General features: G+C 70.6%; 18 protein-coding genes. 5 read left to right on the top strand and 13 right to left on the bottom strand.

Features of this window, described 5'->3' with window-relative positions; translation table 11 throughout:
* Window positions 1-21: 21 nt before the first annotated feature.
* Complete coding sequence (locus WS87_RS21100) at window positions 22-1,200, top strand: LysR family transcriptional regulator (protein ID WP_059818844.1); 1,179 nt, start codon at window positions 22-24, stop codon at window positions 1,198-1,200.
* 63 nt (window positions 1,201-1,263) lie between these two features.
* Here WS87_RS21100 and WS87_RS21095 read toward each other — a convergent pair whose 3' ends face one another.
* Window positions 1,264-2,832, bottom strand: coding sequence for an MFS transporter (locus WS87_RS21095; protein WP_059818843.1), 1,569 nt, complete (start codon window positions 2,830-2,832; stop codon window positions 1,264-1,266).
* 100 nt (window positions 2,833-2,932) lie between these two features.
* Here WS87_RS21095 and WS87_RS21090 point away from each other — a divergent pair, with 100 nt between their 5' ends.
* Both WS87_RS21090 and WS87_RS21085 read left to right on the top strand, forming a co-directional pair.
* Complete coding sequence (locus tag WS87_RS21090) at window positions 2,933-3,811, top strand: LysR family transcriptional regulator (RefSeq protein WP_059524865.1); 879 nt, start codon at window positions 2,933-2,935, stop codon at window positions 3,809-3,811.
* 211 nt (window positions 3,812-4,022) lie between these two features.
* On the top strand, window positions 4,023-5,012 hold the full coding sequence (locus WS87_RS21085) for an ABC transporter substrate-binding protein (protein ID WP_059819629.1): 990 nt from the start codon (window positions 4,023-4,025) through the stop codon (window positions 5,010-5,012).
* A 16-nt stretch (window positions 5,013-5,028) separates the two neighbouring features.
* Here WS87_RS21085 and WS87_RS21080 read toward each other — a convergent pair whose 3' ends face one another.
* Complete coding sequence (locus tag WS87_RS21080) at window positions 5,029-5,403, bottom strand: phage protein NinX family protein (protein ID WP_059818842.1); 375 nt, start codon at window positions 5,401-5,403, stop codon at window positions 5,029-5,031.
* A gap of 290 nt (window positions 5,404-5,693) precedes the next feature.
* Between WS87_RS21080 and WS87_RS21075 the strand changes: the two genes are divergently transcribed.
* Both WS87_RS21075 and WS87_RS21070 read left to right on the top strand, forming a co-directional pair.
* Window positions 5,694-6,770, top strand: a complete 1,077-nt coding sequence (locus WS87_RS21075; RefSeq protein ID WP_059524863.1) for a glycosyltransferase family 2 protein — start codon at window positions 5,694-5,696, stop codon at window positions 6,768-6,770.
* 16 nt (window positions 6,771-6,786) lie between these two features.
* Window positions 6,787-8,049, top strand: a complete 1,263-nt coding sequence (locus WS87_RS21070) for a glycosyltransferase family 87 protein (protein ID WP_059818841.1) — start codon at window positions 6,787-6,789, stop codon at window positions 8,047-8,049.
* Here WS87_RS21070 and WS87_RS21065 read toward each other — a convergent pair.
* From WS87_RS21065 to WS87_RS21015, 11 genes are read right to left on the bottom strand one after another with little or no spacing between them, the layout of a single operon-like run.
* Window positions 8,013-9,053, bottom strand: a complete 1,041-nt coding sequence (locus tag WS87_RS21065; RefSeq protein ID WP_059818840.1) for a TadG family pilus assembly protein — start codon at window positions 9,051-9,053, stop codon at window positions 8,013-8,015. The genes WS87_RS21070 and WS87_RS21065 overlap by 37 nt on opposite strands.
* Window positions 9,046-9,474 (bottom strand): TadE/TadG family type IV pilus assembly protein, encoded by a 429-nt coding sequence (locus WS87_RS21060; RefSeq protein ID WP_059818839.1) that lies wholly within the window; start codon window positions 9,472-9,474, stop codon window positions 9,046-9,048. Before WS87_RS21060 ends, WS87_RS21065 begins: the two co-directional genes overlap by 8 nt.
* Window positions 9,471-10,328 (bottom strand): tetratricopeptide repeat protein, encoded by an 858-nt coding sequence (locus tag WS87_RS21055; RefSeq protein WP_059818838.1) that lies wholly within the window; start codon window positions 10,326-10,328, stop codon window positions 9,471-9,473. The genes WS87_RS21060 and WS87_RS21055 overlap by 4 nt, the downstream gene beginning before the upstream one ends.
* Window positions 10,325-11,269, bottom strand: a complete 945-nt coding sequence (locus WS87_RS21050; protein WP_059818837.1) for a type II secretion system F family protein — start codon at window positions 11,267-11,269, stop codon at window positions 10,325-10,327. Before WS87_RS21050 ends, WS87_RS21055 begins: the two co-directional genes overlap by 4 nt.
* Window positions 11,266-12,243, bottom strand: a complete 978-nt coding sequence (locus tag WS87_RS21045; protein ID WP_059818836.1) for a type II secretion system F family protein — start codon at window positions 12,241-12,243, stop codon at window positions 11,266-11,268. The genes WS87_RS21050 and WS87_RS21045 overlap by 4 nt, the downstream gene beginning before the upstream one ends.
* Window positions 12,240-13,691 (bottom strand): CpaF family protein, encoded by a 1,452-nt coding sequence (locus tag WS87_RS21040; RefSeq protein ID WP_442861414.1) that lies wholly within the window; start codon window positions 13,689-13,691, stop codon window positions 12,240-12,242. The genes WS87_RS21045 and WS87_RS21040 overlap by 4 nt, the downstream gene beginning before the upstream one ends.
* Entirely contained in the window at window positions 13,673-14,896 is a 1,224-nt protein-coding gene (locus WS87_RS21035; RefSeq protein ID WP_059819628.1) for an AAA family ATPase, read from the bottom strand. Before WS87_RS21035 ends, WS87_RS21040 begins: the two co-directional genes overlap by 19 nt.
* Before the next feature lie 22 nt (window positions 14,897-14,918).
* Entirely contained in the window at window positions 14,919-15,302 is a 384-nt protein-coding gene (locus WS87_RS21030) for a CpaD family pilus assembly lipoprotein (RefSeq protein ID WP_059818835.1), read from the bottom strand.
* Between the two features lie 12 nt (window positions 15,303-15,314).
* Window positions 15,315-16,697, bottom strand: coding sequence for a type II and III secretion system protein family protein (locus WS87_RS21025; protein WP_059818834.1), 1,383 nt, complete (start codon window positions 16,695-16,697; stop codon window positions 15,315-15,317).
* A 54-nt stretch (window positions 16,698-16,751) separates the two neighbouring features.
* A complete protein-coding gene (cpaB, locus tag WS87_RS21020; RefSeq protein WP_059818833.1) occupies window positions 16,752-17,792 on the bottom strand; it encodes a Flp pilus assembly protein CpaB in 1,041 nt (346 codons plus the stop codon).
* A 19-nt stretch (window positions 17,793-17,811) separates the two neighbouring features.
* The gene (locus tag WS87_RS21015) at window positions 17,812-18,291 is read right to left on the bottom strand and encodes an A24 family peptidase (RefSeq protein ID WP_059818832.1); all 480 of its coding nucleotides are present in this window, start codon (window positions 18,289-18,291) and stop codon (window positions 17,812-17,814) included.
* Between the last annotated feature and the right edge of the window lie 42 nt (window positions 18,292-18,333).

Here is an 18,333-nt window from a genome sequence, read left to right as displayed (position 1 = left end):
GCCGCGCGAACGCGTAGCGCCATGCGGGACGCACCGAAGCCGAACGGCCTTGCCCTCGACGCGTCCGACGCAACGGGCGCGCTCGACGTGCTGGACGCGCGGCTGATGCGCATCCTGCTCGTGCTGCTCACCGAGCGCACCGTGTCGCGCGCGGCCGTGCGGCTGAACATGTCGCAGCCGGCGACGAGCGCCGCGCTCAAGCGCCTGCGCACGCTGCTCGGCGATCCGCTGCTGGTGCGCAGCCGCTACGGAATGGTGCCGACTGAGTTCGGCGCGCGGCTGATCGAGCCGCTGCGCAACGCGCTGCGCGTGATCGACTTCATCCGCATCCAGCAGCCGACCTTCGACGCGCGCACGTCGGTGCGCACTTACCGGATCGGCTGTCCCGACTACCTGAACGTGCTGTTCGTGCCGAAGCTCGTCGCGCTGTTCCGCGAACGCGCACCGAACGCGCAGCTCGTGTTTCATCCGCTCGGCGACGGCTTCGACGACGAACGGGCACTCGCCGACGGCGAGCTCGACGTCGTGATCGACAACCGCCCTGCCCGCTCGTCGCGGTTCCGGCAGGACGACCTGTTCGACGATCGCGTCGTGTGCCTGATGCGCGCGACGCATCCGCTCGCGCGGCGCGGCACGATGACGGCCGCCGAGTTCGCGCAGGCGCCGCAACTGTGCCCGACACCGTCGTGGCTCGAAGCGTCCGGTGCGATCGACCGGCAGCTTGAACGCGTCGGCCTGCAACGGCGGATCGTCGTCACGCTGCCGCACTTCGAACTCGCCGCGCATGCGCTGGTGCGCTCCGATCTGATCCTGACCACCACGTACCGGCTCGCGCGCCACTACGCGAAGCTGCTGCCGCTCGGCACGGTCGCGCTGCCGGCCGAGCCGCCCGACATCGTGTACCGGATGACGTGGAACGAATCGGGACCGTGCGTCGACGGTGTGCGCTGGCTGCGCGGGCTGATCGCCGAAGCGACGCGCGGCTGGCTCGATGCGGAAGCGGCACGGCCGGCCGTTGCGGCGGTCGCCGCGAATGCGAACGCGGATGCGGACGCGCGAACGAACGCGCCGATCATCGATGCCCCGCCCGAGCCGACGCGGCGCACACGCCGCCGGCAGGCGACGCATTGCGGTGCATCGCAGCGACCGCACGTCGCGCGCGCGGCGCGCATCCATCGCCTCGCGATGAGATCGCGCTGAACCGCGGGCACGACGACGCCGCGTCGTCGCGTGCAACGGGAAGCGCGTCGCTCGCGGCACGCGTCACCCATCGCGCATCGGTTGCGCAAGCAACGTGTATGCAACGACGGCGACAGCCAGCGCGAGCACGCCGCTCAACGTCAGCGCGGCGGCGAATCCGCTCGCGAAGGCCGCGGGCGCCGCGTCGGCGAGCGTGCGCGCGGCCGACGGCGGCACGTGCGCCAGCGCCTGCCCGAGATCGCCGGCCAGCAGGCTCGACATGAACGGCGCATCGACGAACGCGCGCACGTCCGCCACGGCGGACAACATCCGGTCGAGTCGCGCGTGCGTGCTGGCGGCCAGCACCGCGCCGAGCACGCCGACGGCCGTCACGATCGCCGAGAAGCGGGTGGTCGTGCTGATGCCCGACGCCATTCCGGTCCGGTTCGGCGGCACGCACGCCATGATGGCCTTCTGCGTGTCGCCGTTCATGATGCCGGCACCGCAGCCCGTCACGAACATCCCGAGCGCGACGAGCCGGTAGTCGCCGCAGGCGGTCAGCGCCGCGGTCACGAGATTGCCCGCGCCGATCAGCGCGAGCCCGCCCGCCAGCACGCCGCCGGACGACACGCGCGCCGCGAGCATGCTGCCGAGCGACGGCCCGGCGATCATCGCGAACGCGAACGGCAACATCCCGAGCCCCGCGTCGATCGCCGACATCCCGAACGCGTTCTGCAGGTACAGCGGCAGGAACGTCATCATCACCTGCGCGCACGCCGCGTAGCCGAACATCGCGAGCACGGCGCCGACGAAGCGCGGCTGGCGAAACAGCGCGAGATCGATCATCGGCCGCGCCTGCCAGCGCTCCGCGCCAATGAACGCGGCCAGCAGCGCGGCGGCGAGCGCGAACCGGCCGAGCGTCGCGGCCGACAGCCAACCGTGCGACGGCGCGCCGATCAGCGCCGCGATCGCGCACGCGAGCGCCGTGCCGAACAGCAGGCTGCCCGCGGCGTCGACCCGCTTCGCATGCGGGTCGCGCGACTCGTCGATCGCGACGCGCGCGCCGACCGCGAGCAGCGCGCACACCGGCAGGTTCAGCAGGAATACCCAGCGCCAGCCGATCCACTGCGTGATCGCGCCGCCGACCAGCGGCGCGACGGCCGTCGCGATCCCCATGCACATTCCCCAGATCGCCCACGCGCGGGCGCGTTCGCGCCCGTCCGGAAAGCGGTTCGCGATCACCGCGAGCGCGGCCGTCAGCAAGAGCGCGGCCCCGCCGCCCTTCACCGCGCGCGCGGCGATCAGCCAGCCGGCCGACGGCGCGATCCCGCACCCGAGCGACGCGAGCGCAAAGAGCGCGAGCCCCGTGCCGAGCATGCGTTTGCGCCCGAAGCGATCCGCGAGCCCGCCGGCCGGCAGCAGGCATGCGGCGAACGCGGTCATGTAGGCGCTCACGACCCACTCGATGTCGGCGAAACTCGCATGGAAGCTGCGCGCGACACTCGGCAGCGACACGGCGACGACGTTCGTGTCGAGCACGATCAGCGAGCACGTCGCGGAGGCGACCGCGAGCGTCGCGGCGGCCGGCAGGCGGGCACGCGCATGCGCGGCGGCGGGCGCGCCGGCACGCGGGGCGGGAGAAGACTGGGACATCGACGGGCTCCGGAGCAAGAGGGACGAGCCGTATGCTAGGCTGGCCCGTATTGCCTGTCATTGACATACCCATGCAGTTTCATTGACGAAAATCGCAATCATGAATCCGCTTGAATTCCGTCACGTGCGCGCGTTCCTGGCCGTCGCGCAGCACCTGCATTTCGCCCGCGCGGCCGACGCGCTCGACATGGCGCCGCCCGCGCTCACGCGGCAGATCCAGGAAGCCGAGCGGGTGCTCGGCGTGCGGCTGTTCCAGCGCTCGCGCCGCGCGGTCACGCTGACGGCGGCCGGCGAGGCGTTTCTCGCCGAGGCGAGCGCCGCGTTCGAGCATCTGCAGCGCGGGCGCGAACTCGCGACGCTCGCCGAGCGCGGCGAGCTCGGCCGCCTCGAGATCGGCTATGTGTCGTCGGCCGTCTATTCGGGCACGCTGCAGCGCACGGTCGGCGCGTTCCGCGCCGCGCATCCGCGTATCGAGCTGAACCTGCGTGAGGTGCCGATGGACGACGTCGCGAAGCAGCTCGACACGGGCCGGCTCGACCTCGCATACGTGCGCCCGCCGTTGCCGCTGCCGGGCGGGCTGCGGATCGTCACGCTGCAACGCGACGTGTTCGTCGCGGCGGTGCCGGCCGATTCGCGTTACGCGGCGATGACCGCCGTGCGCGCCGCCGATCTCGCCGACGCACGCTTCGCGGTGCCCGAACAGGAACGCGGCACGCTCGAAGTCGCACGCCGCGGCCGCTTCGCGCCGGTGATCGCCGCGCGGCCGGGCGGGTTGCTCGCGGTGCTCGCGTGCGTGTCGGTGAACGGCTGGGTCGCCGTGATCCCGGACGCGCTCGCCGGCTGCGTGTCGTTGCCGGGCGTCGTGTACCGGCCGATCGCCGGCAAGCCGATCATGTCCGAACTCGCGCTCGCGCATCGGCGCTTCGAAAAGGCGCCCGCGGTGCGCGCCTTCCTGCGCACCGTTCCGGCCGCTGGCTAGGGCCTGTTCGCGCCAACAACGGACTGGCGCCGCCCCGCCGCCGCCGAGCATGCGTCGAGGGCGGCCGCGGCCTTGGCTTCTCCACACCGCCACTCACCAGCCTCGCGTGAATAAGCATTTCGCGATTCGATGTTTGCCGGCGCGAAACCGATTCCGTAATCTGCCCGGCAACCGCGCGACCTGCGCGCGGATCACCGAGGACCCGCCGCCGATGACTTCGCCCCCCGCCCCGGCCCGCCGCCGCGCCCTGCTGCGCGTCGCCGCCCTGGCCGCCGCACCGCTGGCCGGCGCCGCCGCATTGCCCGTGCGCGCGGCCGGTCCCGACCTGTCGAACGTCACGCTGGTGCTCGGCGACCAGGCCGGCGGCCTGCGCGCGCTGGCCGAAGCCGCGCGCGTGCTCGACGGCGTGCCGTACCGGTTTCGCTGGGCGAATTTCCAGGGCGCGGCACCGTTGTTCGAAGCGCAGCGCGCGGGCGCGATCGATCTCGCACCGGCCGGCGACCTGCCGGTGTTGACGGCCGCGCTCGGCGATCCGGCGTTGCGGATCGTCGCGACGCGCGTCGGCTCGCCGACGTCGCTCGGCATCGTCGTGCAGCCCGATTCGCCGGTGCGCACCGTCGCCGACCTGAAGGGGCGCACCGTCGTCGTGTCGTCGGCGCGCGGCAGCATCTCGCAATACCAGCTGTACGGCGCGCTGCGCGAACACGGCCTCGCACCGGGCGACGTCGAGGTGCGCTTCGTGCTGCCGGTCGATGCGTTCGCCGCATTCGAGGCGAAGCAGATCGGCATCTGGGCGACCTTCGATCCGTATTACGGACACGTGGTTCGGCGCGGTGCGCGCATCGTGCGCGACGGCAGCGGGATCAATTCGGGGCTCGCGTTCCTCACGTCGCCGGTCGACACGCTCGACGATCGATCCAAGCGCGCGGCGCTGTCGGACGTGCTCGCGCGCCTGACCCGCGCCGGCCAGTGGGCCTTGTCGCACCCTGTCGATTACGCGGCCGTCTATGCGTCGCTCACGCGCCTGCCGCGCGATGCAGCCGCCGACATCGTCCGCCGGGCGGCGCTCGCGCAGCGCGGCGTCACCGGCGCGGACATCGACGTGCTGCAACGGGTCGCCGACCGTGCTGCCGCGGACGCGATCCTGCCGAAGCGCGTCGACGTCGCGTCGATCGCGATACGCAACCTGTCGGCCGCCTAATCGGTTTCGCGCGCGCTCAGCGCGGTTTCGACATGTCGAGATCCGGGACGTCGTCGCCGAACGTCGACGCGACCAGCGTGCGCATCGCGGCGACCAGCAGCGTCGGCCCCGACTGGTTGAACGTGCAGCGCTCGCCTGCCGCCGGCACGGCCCGATGCAGCACCGCGCGCCACGCGCCGTGCCCGCCGCCGCGCTCGAACGCGCCGAACGGCAAGCGTTCGACCAGCGGGCCGCCGTCCGCCCATGACGACGACGGCGCGTACAGCACCGGCGTGCCGCCCGATTCGCGAATGACCGTGCACTCTGCGGCATCGACGCGCGGCGCGCCGAGGTCTTCCGCCATCGCCACCCAGAAGTCGAGCGGCGCACCGGCCAGATCCTGAACCTGCATCGCGCCCTCCAGCGGTCTTGAAAACGCCATCCTAGCGCCGCCGCGCGCAGTTCGCCGACGCGCCGCCGTCCGATGTTTCCCCCGGCAAACCTGTCCGGCGTGCAAATCCATCGATACGTGTTACGAATCGGCGATTCCTGCCTACAATGAACGCAATGCCTGTCGTCCGGTATGCGGTGGACGAACAGGCCGGAACCGACTTCACGCCGAACCGGGCCGGGCCCGTTCGGCAAACGACAACCGGAACCATACGGTGCAGCGCAGGCCGGATCTCTCGGGGGAACCGCAGCATGTCCACGCACGCCAGGAAGCCGCTGATATCGCTCGTCGTGCCGTTTCACGACGAAGAGGAAACGATCGACGCATTCTTTGCAGAAACGCTGCCCGTTCTCGAGTCGGTCGCCGGGGTGCGCTTCGAGATCGTCTGCATCAACGACGGCAGCCGCGACCGCACGCTCGACCGGCTGGTCGCGGTCGCCGCCCGCGACCCGCGCGTGCACGTCGTGGATCTCACGCGCCGCTTCGGCAAGGAAGCGGCGCTCACCGCGGGCCTCGACGAGGCCGCCGGCGCCGCGGTGATCCTGATCGACGCCGACCTGCAGGACCCGCCCGCGCTGATTCCCGCGATGATCGAACACTGGCGCGGCGGCGCCGAAGTCGTCGCCGCGAAACGCACCGACCGGATGTGCGATCCGTACCTTCAGCGCGCGGCGGCGGCACTTTACTATCGCGTGCACAATGCGCTGTCCGAAGTCGAAATGCCGGAAAACGTCGGCGATTTCCGCCTGATGGATCGCGAGGTCGTCGATGCGCTGCGCGCGCTGCCGGAGCGGCGGCGGTTCATGAAGGGGCTGTTCGCGTGGGTCGGCTTTCGCACCGCGATCGTCGAATACACGCGCGCGCCGCGCAGCGGCGGCCGCTCGAAGTTCTCCGGATGGCGCCGCTGGAACTTCGCGCTCGAGGGCATCACAAGCTTCAGCACCGTGCCGCTGCGCGTGTGGACCTACGTCGGCCTCACGTTCGCGATGCTGTCGCTCGTGTACGGCGCGTTCATCGTGGTGCGAACGCTGCTGTTCGGCAACCCGGTGCATGGCTACCCGTCGCTGATTTCCGTCGTGCTGTTCGTCGGCGGCATCCAGCTGATCGGCATCGGCGTGATCGGCGAATACCTCGGCCGGATCTATCACGAGTCCAAGCAGCGCCCCGTCTATCTCGTGAGGCGACGCTATCGTGCCGAGCGCGATGCCGCCGGGCAGCCGGCATCGAAGCTGCTGCAGTTCCCGCTGAAGCGCGCGAACGCCGCGCGCCGCCGGACGGCGCTGCCGGCGGCAACCGGCGTCGCCGCTCGCAAGGCGTCGTTCAAGTAGAACCGGGCGGCCGCAATTGGACATTCCCCGGCAATCGCTGCGCTCGGCGGAGCGCCCGGTCGTCGCGTGGCTCACACCGCGACGCGTCATCCTGTACAGCATGCTGATGCTGGCGTTGTCCGCGCTGTTCGTCGCGATCTGGATATCCGTCGTGCGTCATGCGCACGGCAGCGTCCTATCGCGCGCCGGCGCCGACTTCTCGGTGTTCTGGTCCGCGTCGCACGTCATGCTGCACGGCTCGCCCTCGCAGGCATACGATTTCTCCGTATTCTCGCGGCTGACGGCCGAACTGTTCCCGAATCTTCGTCGCGACGCCTTCGCTCCGTGGCTGTACCCGCCCACGTATCTGCTGCTCGTGACGCCGCTGGCGCTGCTTCCCTTCGCGCTCGGTTATCCGCTGTTCGTCGCGTTCGGCGTGGCCGTGCTCGGCCTCGCCGCGTGGCGCGTGGCGCGTCTCGGCGTGATTCCCGGCGCATGGCGCGCCGGCATCGTTGCGCTGCCCGTCGCGCCGTGCGTGTTCGTCACCGGGGCGCTCGGGCAAAACGCGTTCCTGACCGCATCGTGCGCGGCGCTGGCCGTCTACTGGGCCGAGCGGCGGCCGATGTGGGCGGGCCTTTGCATCGGACTGCTGTCCGTCAAGCCGCAAATGGCGCTACTGTTCCCGTTCGTTCTGGTGGCGACACGCGCATGGCGCACGATCGCGTGGGCTGCGCTCGCCACCGGCACGTTCGTCGCGCTGAGCGTCCTGGTCTGCGGCATCGAGTCGTTGCGCCTGTTCGCCGCCGGCACGGACCTCGTACGCTCGATCGTCCTCGAACACGGCGTCGTGTTCTGGCTCGCGTCGCCGACGCCGTTCGCGGCGTTCCGCCTCTCGGGCGTGCCGCTCGGCGCCGCGTATGCGGCACATGCAGGTATTGCCGCGATCGCGATCGCGGCCGCCTGCATTGCATGGACGCAGTCGCGCGATACCCGCGTGCGCGCCGCCGTGCTGACGGTGGCGACGCTCGTGGCCACCCCGTACCTGTGGCACTACGAACTCACATGGCTCGCCATCGCGATCGCCTGCATGCTGTCGATCGGCTGGCGCGACGGCTGGCTGCGCGGCGAACAGACCGCGATCGCGCTGATGTGGGCACTGCCGATCGTCGAATACCTGAACCCGTGGCTCCAGTGGCCGCAGATCGGCCCGGCCGTGACGCTCTTCGCGCTGCTCGTGCTGCTGCGCCGCGCGCGCCACGACGCTCACAGCGCGAGCCGCGGCGGCACGTATACGCCGTAGTACGGCCCGACGCCCGTCGCGACGCCGGTCATCTTCACGCCGGCGACGAAGTGCCCCTGGATGTACTTGTACGTCCCGCCGAGCGACACGTCGATGTGGAACGCCGCGAACGCGACGATCGGCACGTAGGTGCTGCTCGCCGTCTGCGTGACGACCGGCAGCACGACCGTCGTGCCGACCGGCACCGACGTGTAGAGCGTCGCCTTCACGCCGGTCGCGAGATAGATGCTGTCGCCGATGTTGAGCGTCGTCGGGTTGCCGGTCACCATCAGGCCGCCCATCGTCGTCGTGTCGGTCGCGGTCGACTGGAACGACGTCCACTGGCCGCCCATGCACAGCGCGCCGTAGGTCTGGCCGTTCGTGATCGAGAATTCGTACGGCAGGCCGGTCAACGGATTGATCAGCGGCTGGTTGGTCGCCGCATTCCAGTACTGGTTGTACACGCACTGGTCGATCGCGATCGGAAAGAGCCCGCCGGCCGCGACCCCGCCGGGCGCGGCGAGCACCGCGATCGCGGTCGCGCTGCCGGACGCGCCGGGGATGCCGAGCAGCCCGCCGAGCAGCAGCGGAATCGACCCGCCGTTCACGCCCGGCGCGCGCGACACGGTCACCTGCACCGCGGGCACATCGTACGAGCCGGGCGTGATGGTGTTCGGCTGCATCGACGCGGGGCTGCGCGTCACGTTCCAGTAGCCGGTCGTCACCGTGCCGGTCGCCAGCGGTGCGCCTGCCGCCGCGTTCTGCGCGATCACGCCGTTCGCCGCGGGCGCGGCCTGCGACCAGTTCAGCGCGCCGCCGGTCGGCGACATCATCGCGTCGGCCCCCGCGAGCACAGCCGCGTCGGCGGCGTTCTGCAGCTGGTTGCGTACCGTGGCCACCCACGCGATGTCGATCGCCAGCGCGCCGAACGACAGCAGCGGAATCAGGAACATCAGGAAGAACAGCGCGACGGAACCGCGCTCGCGCGCGGCGCCGATCCCTGGCGCGTCGGCGGCGTCATTCATAGAGCATCACCGAGCTGGCCGAGATCGTCACCGGGCCGGTCAGCGCGCTGAATGCCGAACCCAGCACCAGCCCCGAATACGTGTAGGTCACCGTGACCGTCAGCGCGGTGCCCGACGTCGTGCCGTTCGCCTGCGTCACGGTCACGGTCGGCGTCGTCGCGGTGCCGCCGGTGATCAGGCTGTTCTGCGTGTAGCTCGATGCGACGCTGGCGATCTGCGTCGTGGTCAGCATCGGCACGCGCAGCATGACGCCGGCGCGCGCGGCTTCGCGGCTCGCGTTCGTGATGACGGCCTTGTCGCACAGCAGCAGGCTGGTGTCGATGATGCCGATCAGCACCATCAACAGGAACGGCAGCATCAGCACGAATTCGAGCGACACGACGCCGCGCGCGCGGCGCGCGCCCATCGCCCCGCGTGTCATTTTTCGGCCTCCGCGGCGGGCCGCAATGCGCGCGGCTCGAGCGCGGCGCCCGTCGACGGTCGTGCCGCGGCGGACGCCGGGCGCGACGCGAGCTGCGCGCGCACCGCCTGGTAGACGCGCAGATTGTCAGCCACCGCCGACGCGGGCAGATCCGCGGACAGCAGCTTCTTCGCCGAATCGGTGTTGCCGAGCACGCCATACGCGAACGCGAGATTCTGGCGCGCCTGCCACGGCGCGTCGGGCAGCCCGGCCACGTCGAGCAATACGTTCACGCCCTCGCGTGGCCGGTTGCCCAGCACGAGCGACAGCCCGAGGTCGACACGCAGCCCCTGCGCATCCGGATGCGCGCGCAGCGCATCCCGGTACACGGCCTGCGCGTCCTCGTGACGGCCCTGCAGATCGAGCACCGTGCCGAGCCCTTCGGCCGCGAGCGGAAGGTTCGGCTGCGCGGCCAGCAGGTCGCGGTAGCGCCGTGCGGCCTCGTCGAGCCGACGCTGCCGCAACGCGACCCGCGCAAGCCCGATCTGCGGCCCGAGTTCGGCGGGCGCCTGCTGCCGCGCCTGCTCGTAGAGAATACGCGCGCGCTCCAGATCGCCCGCGCGGTAGTTGACGTCGCCGAGCCCCAGACGCGCCGGGAGCGAATCGGGATGCCGGGCAAGCACCTTCTCGTACAGCGTCGATGCGAGATCGACGTTGCCGCCGGCCAGCGCGCTGTCGGCAATGCGCAATTCGGCCTGCGGGTCGTCGCTCTTGTGCGACAACGCCGGCCGCGTCTGGATACCCGGCGCGCAGCCGCCGGCCAGCACCGGCAACACGGCCGCGAACGCGAGCGCACGGAGGACGGATCGTGTCATTTGAATACCTCGAGCAGGCGGATCGCCGCCGGGCCCGCCGCGATCAGGCCGACCGTCGGCAGGATGAACAGCATCATCGGCAGCGTGATCTTCGGCGCGAGCTTCGCGGCCTGTTCCTCGAGCGCGACGATCTGCTCGGTCCGCTCGCTGCGCGACAGCGTCCGCAGCGCCTGCGTGATCGGCGTGCCGAATCGCTGCGATTGCGTGAGCGTCGTGGCAAGCGAACGCGCCGACGCGAAGTCGACGCGTATCGAAAAGTGCGCAAGCGCTTCGGCCACGTTGCCGCTCAGCGTCAGCTCGTCCGCGCACACCTTCAGCTCGTCGGCGAGCGGCGGGCAGATCCGCTCGAGTTCGCGCGCGACGCGCCGCACGCCCGATGCGAGGCTGTTGCCGGCCATCGTGCAGATCACGAGCAGGTCGAGCGCATCCGGAAAGCACGCGGAGATGATGCGTCGACGCCGCCGGATCATCGCGCCGAGCACGTATTCGGGCACGATCACGCCGATCACGAACGCGGCGACCATCGCCAGCGCCCGGATCACGAAGTATTCGCCGAAGCGCGGAATGTACGGGCTGAACACGATCGCGACGCCCGCGAACAGCACGCCGCAACTCAGCTTGATGCCGATCATCGACGACACCGCACGCCGCTCGCGAAAACCCGCACGCGTGAGCTGCAGCCCGAGCTTCGCGCGCTGCATCGGGTCGAGCACGGGCAGCCGCTCGCCGAGCTGCGCGAGCCGCCGCGTCAGGTCCTGACGCACCTCGCCCGGCTGCAGCCGCCCCGACGCCAGCGACAGCGAGCGTTGCCCGGCCGCCTGCTGCACTCGCTCCGCGATCCGTCGGCGCGTGCCACCGCCGGGCGGCGCGAGCGCCGCCGCGACGCACGCGAGCAACAACAACAGTTCGAGGCCGCGGGCGGCCAGCATCGACATCGTCATCGCGCGGTATCCAGTTTCGAGATCTTGCGGATCGTCAGTAATCCGATCGTCAGCAGCGCCGCGGCGATCGTCAGCATCACGCGTCCGGAATGCGTGTCGAACAGCAGCATCACGTACGCACGGTTCACGAGGAACAGCGCACCGATCATCACGAACGGCACCGCCGAAATGATCTTCGTCGTGATCCGCCCCTCGGCGGTCAACGCGCGCGTCTTCAGACGGATGTCGCGTCGCGTGCGAATGATGCTCGACAGCTCGTCGAGCGTCTCGCCGAGGCTGCCGCCCGTCTCGCGCTGCAGCAGCAGGTAGACGGTGAAGAACGAGAAGTCCGCGATCATCAGCCGGTCCGCCGCGAGCGTCAGCACGTCCTTCAGATCCGCGCCGACGCGCAGGCTGTCGCCCATCGTGCGAAAGGTCGAGCGCACCGGCTCCGCCGCGCTGTCGCCCACCGTGCTGATCGCCTGCGTGACCGGAATGCCCGCGCGCACCGCGCGCACGATCAGGTCGATCGCATCCGGGAACGCTTCGAGAAAGCGCAGCCGGAACCGCTCGACCAGCGCGCGGTAACTGGCGCGCATCGCTACCAGCGGCAGCCCGACGTAGATCAGCGGATGAAGTACGCTCGGCAGCGCGACGAGTTCCACCACGGCGATCGCGGCGATCGCGCCGGCGAGCGTACCGGCGACGACGATCCGCATCCCGCGTTCGCCACCGACCGCCCGCACGCGCGTCACGTAACGCTGTAGCCACGCACGCGCGCGGCTTTGCCGGCGCGGCAGGTTGAACAGCGCGATGCCGGGCGCCGCGGCCGCACCGGCCTCCCGGCCCGCCAGCGATGGCGCAAGGTGCCGCATCCGCGCGCGAATGCGCTGCTCCGGCGTGTGGCGCGCGCGATCGAGCAGCGCGGACAGCGCGAGGCCCACCGCGAGGATCACGACGAATGCGCCGAGCGCGAATAGGTCCGCGGCGCTCATTGCCGGAATACCTCGGAAAGTGCGTCCTCGACGCCGTAATACGCGGCGCGCGGTGCGAACGCAGGCCGCAGCGACGACGCCTCGAACACGCCCTTCACCACGTCCCGCGTCGTGTCGCCTTCCTGACGGAAGGCGAAGAGATCCTGCGTGATCACCACCTCGCCCTCCATCCCGACGATCTCGGTGATGCGGGTCACGCGGCGCACGCCGTCGCGCATCCGCTCGACCTGCACGAAAAGGTGCACGGCGCTCGCGATCTGGCGCCGGATCGACAGCAGTTGCAGGTTCGCGTTCGCCATCATGACCATGCTTTCGAGCCGGCTGATCGCGTCGCGCGGCGAGTTCGCGTGGATCGTCGTCATCGAGCCGTCGTGCCCCGTATTCATCGCCTGCAGCACGTCGAACGCCTCCGCGCCTCGGATTTCGCCGAGGATGATGCGGTCGGGCCGCATCCGCAGCGCATTGCGCACGAGGTCGCGCTGAGAAATCCCGCCGAGCCCTTCCGTATTCTCCGGCCGCGTCTCGAGACTGACGACGTGCGGCTGCAGCAGTTGCAGCTCGGCGGCGTCCTCGATCGTCACGATCCGTTCGTGCTCCTCGATATGTTGCGACATCGCGTTGAGCAGCGTCGTCTTGCCCGAACCGGTACCGCCCGAGATCACGATGTTCAGCCGGCATGCGCACGCGATCTTCAGCACCTGAAGCATCCCGTGCGAGATATTGCCCTGATGCGCCATGCGCGCGAGCGTGATGTCGCGCTTCGCGAACTTGCGGATGGAGATCGACGCGCCGCGCATCGCGATCGGCGGCAGGACCACGTTCACGCGGCTGCCGTCGGCGAGACGCGCGTCGACCATCGGGCTGCTTTCGTCGACGCGACGCCCGACCGCCGCCGCGATCCGCTGCGCGACGCTCGTCACGTGCGCGTTGTCGCGAAACTTCAGCGGCGTGAGTTCGAGCCGGCCCGCGCGCTCGACGTACACCTGATCGGGGCCATTCACGAGAATGTCGGAGACGGTGTCGTCGGCGAGCAGCGGCTCGATCGGCCCGACGCCGAACATGTCGTTCAGGATCGCATCGACGATCAGCACCTGCTCGCCCGTCGTGATCTTCAGGCGTTCGCGCTCGACGGTGTGCGCGGCCACCTGCTCGATGCCCGCACGCACTTCGTCGCGCGTCTTCATCAGCGCCGCCGACATGTTCATCGACGAAAACACCGCGGTGCGAATCGCATCGAACTTGCCGGAGCGAATGAGCGCCTCCTGGGTATCGGCCGACGCCATGGCACGCGCGGACGCGGGCGCCGGGCTCGCGGCCGGGCTCGCGGCCGGACCCGCGCCTGGGCCCGGCCCGGGCGCGCCGTCGGGCGGCGCGGCGGGCGCCCCTGCCGGCGCCGGGTCCGGCGTCGACTGCTTGCGGGTGCCGAACGTCACGATCCCTTCCTCCATTTGACGAAGCGCGCGTACCACGGCTCGGCGACGGCCATCGATTCGCCGGTGATGCCGTTCGCGAGCAGCCGGATCTCGTCCAGGAAGCCGTGACGTTTCGCGCGCTCGATCGGCTCGCCGAGGTTCTCGGCGACCGCGAGCGGCTGCGGCTCGTGCGGAAGCTCGCGCAGCCTCACGCCGCCGAATGCGTCCTCGAAGTCGGTCTGCGCGACGCGCCCCTTGACCGGCTCGAGCGGGTTGTTCAGCATCATCGACAGCAGCCGCTCGCCGGGCAGCTCCTTCACGAAGCGCGCAAGCCGCGCGGCTTCGTACGCGGCGTGCACCGAACGGTCGGCGACGATATAGACGAGATCGGACACCGCCAGCGCATCCTCGAACAGCTTGCCGACGCGGGTGCCCACGTCGAACAGCACGTAGTGGAAGCGGTCCTTCAGCATGTCGACGAGCAACGCGACCGCATCGTCGCGCAGCGGCGCGTCCTCGCCATACGCCAGCTCGGCCGACAGCACGTGCAAGCGGTCGCCCTTCGTGACGAACATGCGGTCGAACAACGCGTCGTCGGGGCGCTGCTCCATGTTCAGCAATTCGATCAGCCCGTTGTTGCTCGACAGCCCGAACATCGAGTTCGCGCCGCCGCCATGCAGGTTGAGGTCGACGTACGCGACGCGGCGGCGCTTCTCGCCCGCCAGGCAGCGCGCGAGACTCACCGCGATCGTGGTCGTGCCCACCCCGCCGCGCGCGCCGACGAAAGCGACGATCTTGCCGGTGCGCGCCTGCACGACCGATTCCGTCGCGGTCAGCGCGCGCCGCATCAACTCGACGGTCAGCGGCTTCACGATGTAGTCCTGCACGCCGATGCCGAGCAGGTTGCGGAACAGCCCGACGTCGTTCTGCGTGCCGATTGCGATGACCCTCACCGACGGATCGCACACGTCGGCGAGCCGCATCAGGTCCGATACCGGCAGCACCGAATTCGATACGTCGACGATCAGCTGGCGCGGCGAGCGTTCATGCTGCTGCAACAGCCGGATCGCGTCGTCGCAATTGCCCGGCTGCACATGAGCGCGCGTGATCGACAGATCCTGCGCGACGCGCCGGATCACGTCCTCGCTGCCGGCATCGGACACGACCGCGACGAGGTCCGCCGCTCCGGCTGCGGCGGCGTGCTTGGCATTCTGGCGGTCGAGGACGTTCATGGGCGGCATCGCGCTTCGCATCGGGAGTGGGTCAATGGCCGGGCGAGCCGGTCGTCGTCAACGTCTTGCCGGGCGCGGGCTGCTTCACGCGATCCTCGACGTAGCGGCGCACGGCGTCGGCCGCGACTTGCGCGTCCGCGCCGCCATACGGCACGGGCGCGACGAGATCCTCCGGGCGCGCGAGCATCGTCGCGAGATTCGTGTAGGTCGCGCAGCCGAACGGCACGCCGGGCCGCCCGAACCCGGCATCGACGAGATGCGACGGCTGCATCAGCTTCGCGCAGTCGGGCGGCACCGCGTGCACGCCGTCGAAGCCGATCGCGCGCGCATCGGGCAGGTTGATCGGCGGCGGCGCCGACAGGCAACCCGCCAACGCCGACGGCAACAGGACGGAGACGATGGTTCGAATTCGCATGCGCTCCTCCGGTCAGTACACGAAGCCCGCGGCGCCGACGAGGCGCGGCGTGTCGCCCGACAGCATGTCGATCCCGAGATTGCGCTGGATCGCGAACTCGAGGTCGCTGCTCGGCCGCGCGACGGTGTCGAGCGCCTGCTCGAGCTGGCCGGGGCCGGTCGGCTGCACGATGTACGGCGTCACGATCACGACAACCTCGGTCTTGTTGTCCTGAAAGTTCTTCGACGAAAACAGCCGGCCGATGATCGGCAGCCGGCCGAGCCCCGGGATCTGCGACACGGTATCGGCCGTCTGGCTCTGCAGCAGCCCGCCGATCGCGAAGCTCTGCCCGCTCGACAGCTCGACCGTCGTCTCGACGCGTCGCACGGAGAGTCCCGGCACCGTCACGCCGCCGGTCGTCACGCTGTTGCTCGAGTCGACCTCGCTCACCTCCGGCCGCACCTTCAGGCTGATCCGGTTGTCGGCGAGCACGGTCGGCGTGAAGTCGAGCGACACGCCGAACGGCTTGAACTCGACCGTGATCGCGCCGGTCGTGGTGCCGGCCTGAGCGACCGGAATCGGAATCTCGCCGCCTGCGAGGAAGCTCGCGGTCTGCCCGGACATCGCGGTGAGATTGGGTTCCGCGAGCATCGTGATCAGGCCTTCCTGGTCGAGCGCATCGAGCACGACGTCGATCGACCAGCGCCCCGCGTGGAAACCGCCGAGTATCGAATACGCGCCGGTCGGCGACAGGTTGAACAGCTTGGTGGTCGGATCGATCAGCGTACGTCCGTTGAACAACCCGCCGACGAAGTTGCCGGCCGCGCCGAGCGAGCTCCAGTTGATGCCGAGCTGCTGCGTGACGTTGCGGCTCACCTCCGTCACGCGCACGCGCAAGTTCACCTGGATCGGGCGCGACAGCGTGAGCCGGTTGACGATCTTTTCCTTGTCGTTGAGATACGGCGTGAGCGACTGCATCACGGCGTCCGCGTCGGCTGCGCTCGGCACCTTGCCCGACACCATCAGCGAGCCCGGCGCGCCGGACACCGACAGCTTCAATTGCGGAAAGCGGCTGTCGAGCACCGCCTGCAGCGACACGGTATCGACCTGCACGATCACCGTCCGGCGCAGGATCGGCCGATGGTTCGCGCCGAGCGCGATCAGCGTGGTGGTGCCGGCCTTCTTCCCGAACACGAACACCGTGCGCGGCGACGGCACCTGGATGTCCGCGATGCTCGGGTCCGCGACGAACATCGCGGTCGCGGGTTCGGACAGCGACAGCATCTCGCCCTTGCCGGTCGCGATCGACAACGCCGCGCCGGCGTCCGCCGCCTGCGCGCGCGGCGCGAGCACGACGCCCGGCGCGACGATGCAGGCCAGGCACCAGAAAGCGATCCAACGAACCATGCGCACCATGCGTCTTCCCGTCAAATGCCGGCCGCCGGGCGGCCGGCCCGAATCGTCATGCCGTCACTGCGGCACGGCCGCGCGCGGCGCTTGCGCCGTCGCGTCCGCGGCAGCATTCCCGCCCGCGGGCGCAGCCGGCGCAACCGGCATGCCTGGCGTGCCTGACATAGCCGGCCACCCGGACGGCAGCGGCGGCAAGCCCGGCGTGCCGATGCCGCCGCCGCGCGATCCGTCGTCGACCGACGAGCCGCGATAGATCACGACAGTGTTGCCCTGCACCGCCGGCCGCGTGCCGCCGTCCGTTCTCCCGGACGGCGCCCGCGCCGCGTCACGGGCCGCGCGCGACACGTCGCCGGCCCACACCGGCGGCGTATCGGGCTCCTGTTCGTCGCCGCCCGCCGCCTGGCGGCGATCGCTCGTCGCGAAGCTGCGCAACGCCAGCGACAGCGAGCCGAGGCGCGTCGCGACCAGCACGACCTGGGCGGTGCGCGGCGCCACCTCGAGCGTGACCGTGCGCGCGCGGACCGGCGCGTCCGGTGCGCTCGCGGGTGCCTTCGCACGCTGGAATTCCGAGCCGACCGCGAGCACGCGCGCGCGCCGCACGACCGTCTCCGCTTCGAACGTGCCGGGCGTCGTCGCGGACCCGCCGATCTCCTGCGTGAGCACCACGTCGACGAAGTCGCCCGGCTGGATCAGCCCCGCGTTGCCCGACACGTCGTCGACCGGCACCGAGATCGCGCGCATGCCGGGCTGCAGCGCGGCCGCGAGAAAATCCGGCGCGCCGGCCGCAATCACGTTGTCCGCACGGATCGGCGCACCGGCGTCGACACGGTTGCGCAGCAGCGCGCCCTTCAGGTCCGCGCCCGGTTGCGACTCGACGAACGCACCGGCCGGCACCTGCGTGCGCGGCATGCGCTTCCACGCGAGATCGTTATCGCGCAGCAGCAGCCCTTCGGGCAGGTCCGCCGCCGCGACGCGCACGCTCACCTCGGCGGCTTCGCTGGGCGCGGAAGGCGTCGACGCGGAGACATACAGCTGACGCAGGATGAACGCGCCGATCGCGGCAGCGATGATCAGCACGGCCATTCTCAGGGGTTTGGGCATGGCGGCGTGCGTCCCCCGGCTAGGCAAGCGAAACCGCGTGAGGAAACGGCGCCCAGACGGCCAGCATGCCGCCGAGCGCGAGCGCGATGCCGTACGGCACGCCGCGCGGCGCGATCGCACGTGCCGGCGCGGTGTGACGCCGCCATGCAACGGCCGCGAGCGCGGCGACGCCATACAGGGCGCCGCTCGCGGCGACGAGCGTCAGCACCGGGAAAGCGAGCGTCGGGCCGGCCCACAGGAACACCGCCGCCGCCAGCTTCACGTCGCCGCCGCCCATCCAGCCCGCGTGACGCAAGCCGGCGAACAGCAGCAGCATCGCCGCGGCGGTCGCCACGTGACCGGCGAGTTGCGCGAGCCCGTCGCGCGCGAGTGCCGCCGCGATCAAATACAGCATCGCGAACGCCAGCACGGCGCGATTGGACAAGCGCCGCTCGCGCAGGTCCTGCGTCGCGAGCGACACCAGCACGAGCGTCGCCGCCGACTGTACGAGAAAGAGCATCGGAGAGCCGTCCGTCGGCGCGCCCCGGCTGGATACGTCGTA

It is taken from the genome of Burkholderia sp. MSMB0856 (assembly GCF_001524645.2).
Classification (GTDB): Bacteria; Pseudomonadota; Gammaproteobacteria; order Burkholderiales; family Burkholderiaceae; genus Burkholderia; species Burkholderia diffusa.
Note: the sequence above shows the minus strand (reverse complement) of the source record. Positions and strands in the feature narration are given on the sequence as shown.